We start from the raw sequence: 14,070 nt of genomic DNA, 5'->3' as shown, positions 1-14,070 counted from the left end.
CCTCCTAGTCTTCAGCAATCCATGAACGCAATAGTTTTGCGAAATCCTCTGGCTTTTCTTTCGCCATTTTTTCTAATTGTTTCTTTCTTAGCGATCCTTCTGTCTCTTCCTTGTCTTCATCTAGGTCACGAATAGAGATAGGCGTCATGTATGATTCCTGGGCAATCTCTTCTTCTAGTGCTCGCTTCTTTCTTGCACGCATGAAAAGAACAATTAATACGATAATTGTCGCTAAAAGAATGCCTCCGATTGCATAAGTCCACCATGGGAGGGATGCTGTTACTTGTGTTTCAAATTCTGTTTTTCCATTAAACGGTTGGACAGAAACTAAAATTTTATCTTGAATCGCTTCGTCTGTTAACTCACCATCAACAGTTGTTTTATCAATGGAAGTACGAACAATAGAAGCTAGCATTTGTGTAATATCGTCAACACGTTCTTGAGGTAATGTCGTAGGATCATCCGCAGTTGGAGGTTCTACCATTACTTGAATTCCTAAATCTCTGATTTTATATGGACTTTCAACAATTTCTTTTCGGATTTTATTCACTTCGTAGTTGATTGTCTCTTCAATTCTTTCATAATCACCCGTTCCTGTTGCTCCCTCTAAATAGCCTGTACCAAGAGAGTCTGCTGCATCCTCAGTTACTGGTTCACCACCAACATCAGCTGCATCACCAGTAAAGGTTTCTGTAATCTTTTGGGCACTAGCTGCGATACCTTCCATGTTCTCTTCATCTACAGGAGTCACAAGATTTTCTTCACGATTTTCCTGTGTAAAGTCAACATCAGCTGTAACGATTACTGCTACTTTGTCTTGTCCCATTAAGGTACCAAGCATACTTTGCACTTGGCGTTGAACATCTCGTTCAATCTGTTTCTTTATATCGTTTTGAGCAACAAAAGTTGAACCTGAAGAATTTCCTTCATTATTTAAGTCAAAGTACTCAAAGTTTTGGTTCGTGATGACGATATTATCTGTAGGGAGATTGGGAACACTCTTTGAAACTAGATGGTACAACGCTTTGATCTGGCTTTCCTCAAATTCATAACCAGGTTTCGTGTTAAGTACGATAGAAGCACTGGCCGCTTCTGAAACATCAGTTACAAAGACCCCTTTCTCTGGAAGATTGATCATAACCTTCGCATCATTAATCCCTTCAATACCCTTCATTAGGTTAGCTAACTCTGTTTGCATCGCATCAAGCTTCATTACATTAAACTCATTCTCTGTCATACCAATACCAGCGTTTTGACTAAAAAATGAATAATCAATGCTACCTGAATTCGGTATACCTTCCGCCGCGAGTTCGACCTTCAACGTGTCAATACTCTCTTTTGGTACTAATATTGTCGTTCCATTATCAGCAATCTCAGATACAATTCCTCTTGCATCTAAGCTTTCTTTTATAGCCCCTGTTTCGGCTGGTGAAAGATTACTATATAAAGGTTCTAAAGTCGTTCTAGTTGCAAAAAACGTTACTATTGAAATCAGTGCCACTAAAGACACTAAACCGCCGACAAAGAACATTTTTTGCTTTTTAGAACGACTTGTCCAATATTCTTTTATTGCATCTAATTGTTTCTGCAATTGGTTCATCTCGTTCCTCCGGTTCAGTGTGTCATGCCAAAAGGTGCCTATAGCACCTCTCTAGCACAAAAGCTATTAAACTTGCATTCTCATTACTTCTTGGTATGCTTCAATCACTTTATTTCTAACTTCAATCGTTGCAGACATGGTGATACTTGCTTTTTGACTAGCAATCATAACTTGGTGGAGGTCTACATTTTCACCTCTTGCCAATTTTTCCGTCATAACATCCGATTGATTTTGTGTTTGGTTAACTTTTTCAATTGAATCCTTTAATACGGACGCAAAACTTTTTTGTGCTTCGAATGGTGTAGTAGATGGAGCAGATACTGCTGCATTTGTTTGAAAAACTTTAGATACAGACGGTATTGATATAGTCATAACTCATTCTCCTTTTATTTACCGATCTCTAATGCTTTCATAAGCATTCCTTTAGATGCATTCAATACAGTGACGTTTGCTTCATATGATCTAGTAGCACTAATCAAATCCACCATTTCACGAAGTGGATCGACATTCGGAAGTTCTACATAGCCATTTTCATCCGCATCAGGATGTTCAGGGTCATATACAAGTTTAAAAGGAGTCTCTTCATCCTCAACAATTTTTGAAACCTTCACACCGTTTCCAGCACCTATTGTCTGTTTGGACATAGCCTGGCTCATAAAGGAGGAAAAATTTCCTTCCTTCGGTTGAAGTACAACTGATTTCCTTCGATACCCAGCTGTGTCTACGTTGGCCATATTGGAAGAGATAACATCCATGCGCAATCTCTGTGCTGTTAAAGCAGATGCAGAAGTATTTATACTATGAAAAATCGACATGGTTATCTGCCTCCTTTTATGACTGTTTGTAGTGAGTTAAACTTTCCGCTAATTCTTTCAATCATGGCATTATAATAAATTTGATTAGTTGCAAGGTCGGACATTTCTTTATCAATATCCACATTGTTCCCCGTGTGGTTATATGATGTTGTACGATCAGTAGTAATCGATATCCCCGTTCGGCCCGAGCTTTGAATCGCAAAATGCTTACTGTTCGTTCGTTTACTAGAAACAGAAGACATCGCTTCATTAAGTTCTGATTTAAAGCTCACATTTTTGACCTTATATCCCGGGGTATCAGCATTGGATATATTTTGTGCAATCACTTTTTGTTTTGTAGAAGAATAATTCAACGCATTTTCTAGCGTACTAATTGTATTTGAAAAAAGCTTCAAGTTCTCCACCTCATATATAAAAATATATATTTTGTTGATTGGTGCAGAAACTTGTAGTTTTACGTCGGATTCTGCAAAACAATCATACTACTAATTTTAATAAATCGCATATAGGATGTCTATCTCAATAAGGGCGAAATACTTAATCTATAAGTCCTATTTTATTCGAATCGACCTATTAGAAAAACACTGAAAAGATTGGAATCATGTGCATATTTTTGTCATTTTTACCGTTCATTAGGTCCAATGATTCAATAAGAATAAAGGACTAGTGAGTTAGACTTATTTTTTCTTGTGTATTTAGCATAAGTGAAGGCATTTTCATTGTAAAGAAAAAGTAGAATTTTGTCGAAATGTACCATAAAAAATCCCTTATTTCTTTTTGAAATAAGGGGTTTTTTTTATTAGCTTGATTTTAATTTACTTAATTCAACTAAGAACTTGTCGTTTAGTACTTTTATATACGTTCCTTTCATACCTAACGAACGTGATTCGATGACACCAGCACTTTCTAGTTTTCTTAATGCATTTACAATTACAGATCTTGTAATTCCTACACGATCAGCTATCTTTGAAGCAACTAATAATCCTTCTTTTCCACTAAGCTCTTCAAAGATATGCTCAATTGCTTCAAGCTCACTGTATGATAAGGAGCTAATCGCCATTTGTACAACTGCCTTGCTTCTTGCTTCTTCTTCAATTTCTTCGGCTTTTTCTCTTAGAATCTCCATACCTACAACAGTAGAGCCATACTCTCCAAGAATTAAGTCATCATCATGGAATTGCTCTTGTGTTCTTGCGAGGATTAATGTTCCTAGTCTTTCTCCTCCGCCGATGATTGGAACAATCGTCGTTAACCCGTTCTTAAATAGTTCTTTATTTTCCACTGGGAAAGCCGTGTACTCACTATTTACATCTAGGTTAGGTGACGTTTCACTAATATTAAATAAGTTATTTGTATATTCCTCTGGGAACTGACGATCTTCAAGCATTTTCTTAATACGGTCGTTTTCAATTTGTTGGTTTACCGCGAAACCTAATAATTTTCCACGACGACTAACGATAAAAATATTCGCTTCAATAACTTCACTTAATGTTTCTGACATCTCTTTAAAGTTAACCGGTTTTCCTGCTGCCTTTTGTAGTAGAGCATTAATCTTTCTTGTTTTTGACAGTAAATCCATTTGTTCTTCCTCCTATTAGCTAAAACCATTGCAGTAGCACTTACTTTGAATTCTGCATATGTATTGGACTAGTTAGTGTAACATAATATCGTTTGATTCCCCCATTACGAGGGAATCAAACCTAACTTACAATATAAACTGGCTTAAGTCTTTATTGCGGGAAATAGCTCCCAGCTTTTCTTCCACATACTGTGGTGTGATTGTAATTTTTTCCATAGTGATATCTGGCGCCTCAAAGGACAGGTCCTCTAGAAGCTTTTCCAAAATCGTATGCAATCGTCTTGCTCCAATGTTATCCGTATTTTGATTTACATCATAAGCAACTTCTGCAATCTTACGAATAGCATCGTCAGAAAATTCAATTTCTATACCTTCAGTTAACAACAATGCTTGGTATTGCTTAATAAGTGCATTGTCAGGCTCAATTAGTATTTTATAAAAATCATCTACCGTTAGCTTCGTTAGCTCTACTCTAATTGGAAAACGTCCTTGAAGCTCCGGTATTAAATCAGACGGCTTGGCGATATGGAAAGCACCTGCAGCCATAAATAGAATATGGTCTGTCTTAACTGATCCATGTTTCGTAACAACAGTCGATCCTTCAACAACCGGCAGAATATCTCTTTGTACTCCCTCACGAGATACATCCGCAGAAGATCCGCCACCACTTTTACTAGCAATTTTATCAATCTCATCAATGAAGATGATTCCTGTTTGCTCAGCACGGAAGACAGCTTCCGACGTTACCTCATCCATATCAATTAGCTTGGATGCTTCCTCATTCGTTAAAACCTTTCTTGCCTCCCGAACCGAAAGCTTCCGTTTTTTTCGTTTTTTCGGCATTAACCCACCTAGGGCATCCTGCATATTCATTCCCATTTGTTCCATTCCAGAACCTTGAAGCATATCAAACATGGAAGGTTGCTGTTCTTCAACCTCAACAGTAACCATTTCATTTTCAAGCTCTCCTTTAGAAAGCTTATCAGCAACGACCTTCCTCTTTTCCACGATATTCATGTCTTCGGTAGGTGCTGGTTCTGGTTCCTGCGCACCACCTCCACCGAATAGCATCTCCAAAGGATTTTTATAGCCTGTTGCCTTTTTTGCAGAAGGCACTAACAAATCAACCAGACGCTTATTTGCATTATCTTCTGCTCGCTCTTTCACTTTTTGCATTTTCTCTTCTTTTACAAGCCTAACTGCCGTTTCGACAAGATCTCTTACCATTGATTCAACATCACGACCGACATAGCCAACTTCCGTAAACTTCGTTGCTTCTACCTTTATAAAAGGTGCAGCTACCAGCTTTGCCATTCTCCTAGCAATTTCTGTCTTTCCCACACCGGTAGGTCCGATCATTAATATATTCTTTGGATTAATTTCATCTCTTAAACTTTCGTCGAGCAAACTTCGTCGATAACGATTCCTAAGTGCAACCGCTACTGCTTTCTTTGCATCCTTCTGCCCAATAATATACTGATCCAATCGTTCAACAATCTGGCGTGGGGTTAGATTTGTCCCTTTAGTGACCATTCGATCCCTCCTAAAGCTCTTCAACGATAATATTGTGATTTGTATATACGCAAATTTCAGCGGCAATCTCAAGGGAAGCTTTTGCGATTTCCTTTGCCGTTAGATGCTCTCCAGAATACTTCTTTAATGCCCTTCCTGCGGATAGCGCATAATTCCCTCCAGATCCAATTGCAAGGATACCATCATCTGGTTCAATGATTTCTCCCGTACCAGAAACCAATAGCATATCTTTGTCGTTCATAACAATTAGCATCGCTTCCAGACGCCGAAGAACTTTATCACTTCTCCACTGTTTTGCAAGTTCAACAGATGCTCGTTGCAAGTTACCATTATATTCTTCTAATTTGCCTTCAAACATTTCAAATAGTGTGAAGGCATCAGCAACAGAACCGGCAAATCCTGCTAATACTCTGCCGTTAAATAACTTTCTAACCTTACGAGCTGTGTGTTTCATTACAACAGCATTTCCAAAGGTTACTTGACCATCTCCAGACATGGCACATTGACCATTATGACGTACAGCAAAAATTGTGGTTGCATGGAATTGCGTCATATTATTCCTCCTAAAGCTTAAGCCCGAGGGTGGTGGGCCATATATGTTTTTCGCAAGTAATCATTTGTAACATGTGAATAAATTTGCGTAGAAGACAAAAACGCATGCCCTAACAGTTCTTGAACACTCCTCATGTCTGCTCCATTATTGAGGAGATGTGTCGCAAAGGAATGTCTTAGCTTATGCGGATGTATCGATCCGTTTAAAGTAGACTTTTTTATCATTCGATCAAGAATATGCCTAACTCCGTTTGTCGTAAGTGGTTCTCCACGAAAGTTAACAAATAATGAATCGTGTGAATGCTTTACCCCAAGGAGTGTTTTTCTACCATTGTTTATATATGTATCAATCGCTTCTTGGGCAAAGCTACCAAATGGAATGTATCGATCCTTTTGTCCTTTTCCATGAACAAGTACCGTTCCAATGTATAAGTCAATATCCTTTAAACGAAGCTGACAACATTCACTTACGCGCATGCCAGTAGCATATAAAATTTCTAGCAAAGCAAGATCCCTCTGCCCTGTTGGACTATTAGCGTCACAGCTTAAAAATAGTGCTTTAAGCTCCTCTTCATAAAAAAAATCGGGCAATCTCTTTTCCTGCTTCGGCATAATCACTTGAGCAAAAGGATTATTCTGTACGAGGTTCTCTCTTAATAAGAACCGGTAAAAGCTTCTCATACTAGATATTTTTCTCGCGACAGATTTTCTGGATAAATTCTTTTCAAAGAGCTTCGTCAAATATAGCCTGACATCGGAGTACTCGACATTGGCATAGTCCTTTAACGATTGCTCCTGCATAAAAAGAGTGAAATCCCTAACATCAACTTGATAATGCTCAATTGTATATTGTGAATAATTTCTTTCTATTTGTAAATATTCAAAAAATAACTTTGCTGAAACGTTCACATCTTCTGACAATATTCGTCACCTCACAAAGGCTCCTAAATCGTAACACAATTCACATACCCTTGCAAGCAATTTACAAATTTTTCACAAAGTTCTGAATTGTTTCTAAAGCACGATTAGCATGATGCTCCGCTCTTTCTTTTTTTCCTCTGATCTTAGTAGGTAACTCAGGGAATAAACCAAAGTTCGCATTCATTGGCTGAAAATTCTTTGAGCTTGTACTTGTAATATATCTTGCCATACTTCCAATTGCTGTTTCCCCTGGGAACACTACAGGCTCTTCTCCTTGCACAAGTTTGGCTGCGTTAAGACCAGCAACTAATCCACTTGCTGCAGATTCTACATAGCCTTCTACTCCTGTCATTTGACCAGCAAAGAATAGATCCTTACGAGCTTTGAACTGATACGTTGGTTCTAGTACCTTAGGAGAATTAATGAAAGTATTACGGTGCATTACACCATACCTTACGATTTCAGCATTTTCTAAACCAGGGATTAATGAAAGGACTTCCTTTTGTGGTCCCCACTTCAAATGTGTCTGAAATCCAACAATATTGTAAAGTGTACCTGCAGCATCATCTTGTCTAAGCTGAACAACAGCAAATGGGCGCTTTCCTGTTTTTGGATCCTCGAGACCAACGGGCTTCATTGGACCAAAAAGCATCGTTTTCTTTCCTCGGTTTGCCATTACCTCTATTGGCATGCAACCTTCAAAGAAAATTTCCTTTTCAAACTCCTTCAAAGGAACGGTTTCAGCTGAAATAAGTGCTTCATAAAACCGATCAAACTCCTCTTCGGTCATAGGACAATTAAGATAAGCTGCCTCCCCTTTATCATATCGGGATTTTAAGTACACCTTATCCATATCAATGCTATCCTTTTCAATGATCGGAGCCGCTGCGTCATAGAAATATAAATATTCCTCGCCTGTTAATTCTTGCAGCTTAGCTGAAAGTGCTGGACTTGTTAAAGGTCCAGTTGCTATAACAGTAGGTCCCTCTGGGATTTCTGTTATTTCCTCATGAATAACTGTTACATTGGGATGGTTCTTTACTTTGTCAGTTACATGTGCTGCAAACTCATGGCGATCAACGGCAAGAGCTCCACCTGCTGGAACTGCACATGCATCGGCAGAAGAGATAATCACAGAGTCTAACTTTCTCATTTCTTCCTTCAGGACTCCGACTGCATTTGTTAAATTATTGGCACGAAGGGAGTTACTACAAACCAACTCAGCAAATTTATCTGTGTGATGTGCAGGTGTTTGCTTTACTGGTCTCATTTCGTACAAGCGAACCTTTATCCCTCGATTGGCAAGTTGCCATGCTGCTTCACTTCCAGCTAACCCTGCTCCTATTACATTCACTGTTGCATCTATCATTTTATGAACCTCCAATAGCTCGTATGTATCTTTTTTTGTATTAGCTTCTCCATATTCCTTCTGCATTTTACACTACGAATCAAAAAGTATAAAGTTTCAAGTATTAAAAGCGGAAGTGCCTTGGTCAGGGGCGACAAGCGTAAGGCAAGCCTCATAGGAAATCCTGATTTCCGGAGAGGATTGACTTACGACCTCGAGCCCCTAGGCACTGTAGCTGGATATCTTCTTACGCAATAAAAAGAGTGAGCATAGTGCTCACCCTTAGCTTTGTGGTTCTTCCTTGTAGTCACAACTAATACATTGAACTTGGACACCTTTTTTAAGCTTTTTCTCAATCAATAGTGATTCACATTTTGGGCAATTCCTAGGCAGCGGTTTATCCCACGAGATGAAATCACATTCTGGGAATGTATCACAACCATAGAAGATTCGACGCTTTTTACTTTTTCTTTCTATTATATTTCCAGTTTTACAATTTGGGCATTTAACACCGATATCCTTTACGATTGCTTTTGTGTTACGGCAATCCGGGAAATTACTACAAGCCATGAATTTTCCGTAGCGGCCCATTTTATATACCATCTCATGGCCACAATGTTCACAATCCTCACCTGCAGGCTCATCTTTAATTTCAACCTGCTCCATTTCCTTTTCGGCCTTGTCTAAATGCTTTTCAAAACCTCGATAAAACTCATCGATGATACGTACCCATTTAGTTTTTCCTTCTTCAACATTATCTAATTCTTGTTCCATTTTTGCAGTGAATTCGACATCTAAGATATCTGGGAAGAATTCTACCATTAGTTCATGCACGATCTCTCCAAGCTCGGTTGGAATGAACCGTTTATTATCAAGGGTAACATATCCACGTTTTTGAATAGTATCTAGTGTTGGAGCAAATGTCGATGGTCGACCAATCCCCAGTTCCTCCAACGTCTTAACTAATCTAGCTTCCGTATATCTAGGAGGCGGCTGGGTAAAGTGTTGTTTCGGTTCGATGTCTTTTTGGAGGACCGTATCACCTTCCTTTAAATCAGGAAGCATTTTGTTCTTGTCCTCTGTTTGATCATCCGTTCCTTCAACGTACACCTTCATAAAACCTGGAAACTTAACCTTCGATCCTGTAGCTCTAAAGATTACCTCACCATTCTTTAAATCTACACTCATCGTGTCCATGACAGCTGGTGCCATTTGGCTAGCTACGAAACGCTCCCAAATTAACTTATAAAGTCTCAGTTGATCCCGTGACAAGAATTCTTTCATGCTTGAAGGGTCACGTAGCGTGCTCGTCGGTCTGATTGCCTCATGGGCATCTTGAGTTTTTGCACCTTTTTTCTCTTTGCGCTTCTCTTCAGGTAAAAAGTTTGCTCCGTAGGTAGACTCAATATATTGACTTGCTTCTGCTTGTGCTACCTCAGAAATTCTGGTTGAATCTGTTCTCATGTATGTAATTAAACCGACGGTACCTTCTTTACCTAAATTGATTCCTTCATAAAGCTGTTGGGCTAGCATCATTGTCTTTTTTGCACGGAAATTTAATTTTCTTGCAGCCTCTTGCTGTAAAGACGAAGTTGTAAAAGGAACAGCTGGATTTCTTTTTCGTTCTTTTTTGGTCACAGAGGTTACTTCAAACTTATTCCCATTCATTTTTGCTAAAATCGATTTTACCTCTTCTTCTGATTTTAGCTCCATACGCTGATTTACAATTCCATAGAAGTCAGCCTCAAAAACGGTTGTCCCCTTTAAAAATTCGCCTTCAATCGTCCAGTATTCTTCAGGGATGAACTCTTTAATTTCGTTTTCACGGTCAATAATTAACCGTACAGCTACCGATTGAACTCGGCCTGCGCTAAGCCCTTTTTTTACCTTTTTCCAAAATAATGGACTAATATTGTAGCCAACCAAACGGTCTAAAATTCTTCGGGCTTGCTGGGCATCCACTAAGTCCATGTTAATTGGCCTTGGATGCTTAAAAGATTCTTTAATTGCATCCTTCGTAATTTCATTAAAAACAACACGGCAATCCGAATGGATATCAACATCTAGAGTATGCGCTAAATGCCAAGCAATTGCTTCCCCTTCGCGATCCGGGTCAGCCGCTAGATATATTTTCTTTGCTTTTTTCGCAGCTGTTTTTAATTCCTTTAGAACCGGTCCTTTTCCACGTATAGTAATATACTTTGGTTCGAACTCATGTTCAACGTCCACACCCATTTGGCTTTTTGGAAGATCGCGAACATGCCCCATAGAGGCCTTAACCTTATATTTTTTTCCTAAGTACCTTTCAATCGTTTTCGCCTTTGCTGGCGACTCTACGATTACTAAAAACTCCGACATCTATTGTCCTCCTCAAGAGGGATGATATAAATTTTTATTATTAAATGTTTATTGTAAATATTCATTATTATTAAACTTTTTATAGAAACTTGTCAAATAAATCGTAAACGGTTTCAGCATATGTGCCCTTAATTTTTACTTTTTATTTCGAACTTCTGTTGCAAAATGTATAACAGTTTGAGCGATATTTCAACCTTTTTCATAAAATTATATAAAAAATTGAGGAAAAAGTATGGTAAATCGATTGTTTTTTGATTTTCCCACCTTTTTGTCATCATATTAGATGTTCAATTGAAACACAAACATTATGCATAAAATAATTCATTTAATATGTCTTCATGACTTCTAACTAACTTTGCTCCTTGCTGAATAAGGTCATTTGTTCCTGAGGAATACTGACTAAAGATATTCCCCGGTAGAGCAAAGACCTCTCGTCCTTCATGAACAGCAAAATTTGCAGTGATTAATGACCCACTTTTTCTTTTTGCTTCTATTATAAATGTGCCATTGGATATGCCACTAATAATTCTATTTCTCATCGGAAATTGCCAGCGGGAAGGAGTGGTATTAGGAGGATACTCGGAGATCAGCAAATGGTTTTTCATTATATTTAGAGCGAGTCTTTGGTTCGTTTGTGGGTAGATATGATAGATCCCTCCAGCAATGACCGCTATTGTTTTTCCTCCTAAACGAATGGCTGCTTCATGAGCGAGCGTGTCAACACCTAAGGCTAATCCGCTAACAATGATAATTCCTTTTTCAATTAGAGGCGGAAACAACCGATCAATCGCTCTTTTTCCATACTCTGTGGCCTGTCTAGAACCAACGACAGCAAGCTTTGTTTGCTTTCCAAGCAGAGAGATATCTCCCTTTGCGTACAACACCCAGGGTGGCTGATATGTTTCCTTTAATAATTCTGGGTACACTGAATCAAAGTATGTGATAATCTTAATATCATTTTGTTGGTAGTGCCGGATTTGGTCCAATAAGATTGGTGATTGTAGATCTTCAAGTAAGGGGTGAATGATAGACGACGGAAGCTCTTGTACTTGATAGAGGAAAGTTGGAGAATATAGCTCTTTGAGCTGGGGATCATGCTTTAATATATGGTAAACCATTTTCCATCCAATACCACGACAGTGTAGCAAATGGCATAATCGTAATGAAAAGGACTCCATATAGATACCTCCTTAAAATTAATATTTTAATAATATCACAAATAGCCCCTCTAAAAAGAGGGACTATTTGAATTTTTAGTGAGTTTTACATTGATCGTAAAGACCTTTTTCTTTTAATACCTTTATCAATGTTTCTCCCATAACGGAAGGTGTGTCAGCCACTTGAATTCCGCATTCATTCAATACACGAATCTTTTCGTCAGCTGTTCCCTTACCACCTGAAATAATCGCACCAGCATGGCCCATACGCTTTCCTGGAGGTGCGGTACGACCACCGATGAAGCCAACAACCGGCTTAGTCATGTTAGCTTTTACCCACTCTGCCGCTTCTTCCTCAGCAGTTCCACCAATTTCACCGATCATAATAACCGCATATGTTTCTGGGTCTTCATTAAATGCTTTTAATACATCTATGAAGTTTGTTCCGTTAACCGGGTCCCCACCAATACCAACTGCTGTAGATTGACCAACACCTGCTTGTGATAATTGATGAACCGCTTCGTACGTTAGTGTTCCAGAACGTGAAACAACACCTACATGACCCTTTGTATGAATATATCCTGGCATAATACCAATCTTACATTCGTCAGGAGTAATCACACCCGGGCAGTTAGGACCAACTAAGCGAGTCTTTTTCCCTTCCATGTAGCGTTTTACTTTTACCATGTCTAATACTGGAATGTGCTCGGTAATACAGATCGCTAAATCAAGCTCTGCATCTACCGCTTCTAGAATGGCATCAGCAGCAAATGGTGCAGGAACGTAAATAACGGAAGCATTAGCTCCTGTTTCCTTTACAGCATCTGCAACTGTGTTAAATACAGGAACACCTTCTACCTCTGTTCCACCTTTACCTGGTGTCACACCAGCGACAATTTGCGTTCCGTACTCTAGCATTTGTTTTGTATGGAAAAGGGCTGTAGATCCAGTAATCCCTTGAACTATCACTTTAGTATCTTTATTAATAAATACGCTCACATCAATTCCCCTTCCTTATACTAATGAAACGATTTTTTGTGCGCCGTCAGCCATAGATTCTGCAGCAATAATGTTGATATCTGATTCAGCAAGAATTTTCTTACCTAATTCAACATTTGTTCCTTCTAAACGAACCACTAAAGGTACGTTTAAACCAACCTGCTTAGCCGCTTCTACAACACCAGTAGCAATAACGTCACACTTCATAATTCCGCCAAAGATATTGACAAAAATACCTTTTACATTTTGGTCAGAAAGGATGATTTTGAAAGCTTCTGTTACCTTTTCAGCTGTAGCTCCGCCCCCAACGTCAAGGAAGTTTGCGGGATCTCCACCGTAATGCTTAACGATATCCATAGTTGCCATCGCAAGACCCGCACCGTTAACCATACAACCGATATTTCCATCTAAAGAAATATAGCTGAGGTCGTATTTCGATGCTTCGATTTCCTTTGCATCTTCCTCATCAAGGTCACGATATTCTAATACGTCTTTTTGACGATATAGTGCATTTGAATCAAAGTTTAACTTTGCATCTAACGCCATTACATTTCCGTCACCTGTTACAACAAGTGGGTTAATTTCAGCGATTGAGCAATCCTTTTCAACAAATGCCTGATATAAGCCCATCATGAACTTTACTGCTTTATTTACTAATTCTTTTGGAATATTAATATTAAATGCAATACGACGAGCTTGGTAGCCTGTTAAGCCAACAACCGGATCAATCACTTCTTTGAAGATTTTCTCAGGAGTTTTTTCTGCTACCTCCTCAATTTCTGTCCCGCCTTCTTCTGAAGCCATTAACACGACACGAGAAGTTGCACGGTCTAGTACTAAACCAATATAGTACTCTTTCTTAATGTCACAGCCTTCTTCAATTAATAGACGTTTTACTTCTTTTCCTTCAGGACCAGTTTGGTGAGTGACGAGTGTTTTCCCAAGAATTTCGCTCGCATATGTACGGACTTCATCCAAGTTTTTAGCAACCTTAACCCCACCAGCTTTACCACGTCCACCTGCATGGATTTGGGCTTTTACTACACAAACCTGTGTTCCAAGTTCCTTTGCAGCTTCCACCGCTTCTTCAACTGTAAATGCTACCTTCCCATTTGGAACAGCAACCCCGTATTTTCTGAGGATTTCTTTCCCTTGGTACTCATGGATATTCATTTCCCATCCTCCTTCTAATCTTGCTTTTGACTATT

Annotated in this window: 13 protein-coding genes; all 13 read right to left on the bottom strand. The window is 38.9% G+C overall.

Annotation, left to right across the window (positions count from 1 at the left end; genetic code table 11):
* Positions 1 to 4: 4 nt before the first annotated feature.
* The gene (gene fliF / locus BKO01S_RS10935) at positions 5 to 1,600 is read right to left on the bottom strand and encodes a flagellar basal-body MS-ring/collar protein FliF (RefSeq protein ID WP_066053254.1); all 1,596 of its coding nucleotides are present in this window, start codon (positions 1,598 to 1,600) and stop codon (positions 5 to 7) included.
* 66 nt (positions 1,601 to 1,666) lie between these two features.
* The gene (gene fliE, locus BKO01S_RS10930) at positions 1,667 to 1,972 is read right to left on the bottom strand and encodes a flagellar hook-basal body complex protein FliE (protein WP_084362044.1); all 306 of its coding nucleotides are present in this window, start codon (positions 1,970 to 1,972) and stop codon (positions 1,667 to 1,669) included.
* Positions 1,973 to 1,986: 14 nt separating this feature from the next.
* Positions 1,987 to 2,415 (bottom strand): flagellar basal body rod protein FlgC, encoded by a 429-nt coding sequence (gene flgC, locus BKO01S_RS10925; RefSeq protein WP_066053252.1) that lies wholly within the window; start codon positions 2,413 to 2,415, stop codon positions 1,987 to 1,989.
* 2 nt (positions 2,416 to 2,417) lie between these two features.
* The gene (gene flgB, locus BKO01S_RS10920) at positions 2,418 to 2,810 is read right to left on the bottom strand and encodes a flagellar basal body rod protein FlgB (RefSeq protein ID WP_066053249.1); all 393 of its coding nucleotides are present in this window, start codon (positions 2,808 to 2,810) and stop codon (positions 2,418 to 2,420) included.
* A 404-nt stretch (positions 2,811 to 3,214) separates the two neighbouring features.
* A complete protein-coding gene (gene codY, locus BKO01S_RS10915) occupies positions 3,215 to 3,994 on the bottom strand; it encodes a GTP-sensing pleiotropic transcriptional regulator CodY (RefSeq protein WP_066053248.1) in 780 nt (259 codons plus the stop codon).
* A 126-nt stretch (positions 3,995 to 4,120) separates the two neighbouring features.
* Positions 4,121 to 5,527: an ATP-dependent protease ATPase subunit HslU gene (gene hslU, locus BKO01S_RS10910; protein ID WP_066053245.1), complete on the bottom strand. Its 1,407-nt coding sequence runs from the start codon at positions 5,525 to 5,527 to the stop codon at positions 4,121 to 4,123.
* Positions 5,528 to 5,537: 10 nt separating this feature from the next.
* Positions 5,538 to 6,080 carry an ATP-dependent protease subunit HslV gene (gene hslV, locus BKO01S_RS10905; protein WP_066053242.1) on the bottom strand — a complete coding sequence of 181 codons (543 nt, stop codon included), beginning with the start codon at positions 6,078 to 6,080 and terminating at the stop codon, positions 5,538 to 5,540.
* A gap of 17 nt (positions 6,081 to 6,097) precedes the next feature.
* Positions 6,098 to 7,000 carry a tyrosine recombinase XerC gene (gene xerC / locus BKO01S_RS10900; RefSeq protein ID WP_066053239.1) on the bottom strand — a complete coding sequence of 301 codons (903 nt, stop codon included), beginning with the start codon at positions 6,998 to 7,000 and terminating at the stop codon, positions 6,098 to 6,100.
* 61 nt (positions 7,001 to 7,061) lie between these two features.
* Positions 7,062 to 8,369: an FADH(2)-oxidizing methylenetetrahydrofolate--tRNA-(uracil(54)-C(5))-methyltransferase TrmFO gene (gene trmFO, locus BKO01S_RS10895; RefSeq protein ID WP_066053236.1), complete on the bottom strand. Its 1,308-nt coding sequence runs from the start codon at positions 8,367 to 8,369 to the stop codon at positions 7,062 to 7,064.
* Between the two features lie 261 nt (positions 8,370 to 8,630).
* Positions 8,631 to 10,706 (bottom strand): type I DNA topoisomerase, encoded by a 2,076-nt coding sequence (topA, locus tag BKO01S_RS10890; RefSeq protein WP_066053233.1) that lies wholly within the window; start codon positions 10,704 to 10,706, stop codon positions 8,631 to 8,633.
* A 305-nt stretch (positions 10,707 to 11,011) separates the two neighbouring features.
* Positions 11,012 to 11,884, bottom strand: a complete 873-nt coding sequence (dprA, locus tag BKO01S_RS10885; protein WP_066053230.1) for a DNA-processing protein DprA — start codon at positions 11,882 to 11,884, stop codon at positions 11,012 to 11,014.
* Between the two features lie 75 nt (positions 11,885 to 11,959).
* Positions 11,960 to 12,862 (bottom strand): succinate--CoA ligase subunit alpha, encoded by a 903-nt coding sequence (gene sucD, locus BKO01S_RS10880; RefSeq protein ID WP_066053227.1) that lies wholly within the window; start codon positions 12,860 to 12,862, stop codon positions 11,960 to 11,962.
* 15 nt (positions 12,863 to 12,877) lie between these two features.
* The gene (sucC, locus tag BKO01S_RS10875) at positions 12,878 to 14,035 is read right to left on the bottom strand and encodes an ADP-forming succinate--CoA ligase subunit beta (RefSeq protein WP_066053224.1); all 1,158 of its coding nucleotides are present in this window, start codon (positions 14,033 to 14,035) and stop codon (positions 12,878 to 12,880) included.
* Positions 14,036 to 14,070: the final 35 nt, after the last annotated feature.

Origin of the sequence: Robertmurraya korlensis NBRC 107688, assembly GCF_001591645.1 — a bacterium.
GTDB lineage: Bacteria > Bacillota > Bacilli > Bacillales > Cytobacillaceae > Robertmurraya_A.
This window is presented reverse-complemented; position numbering and strand designations above follow the sequence as displayed.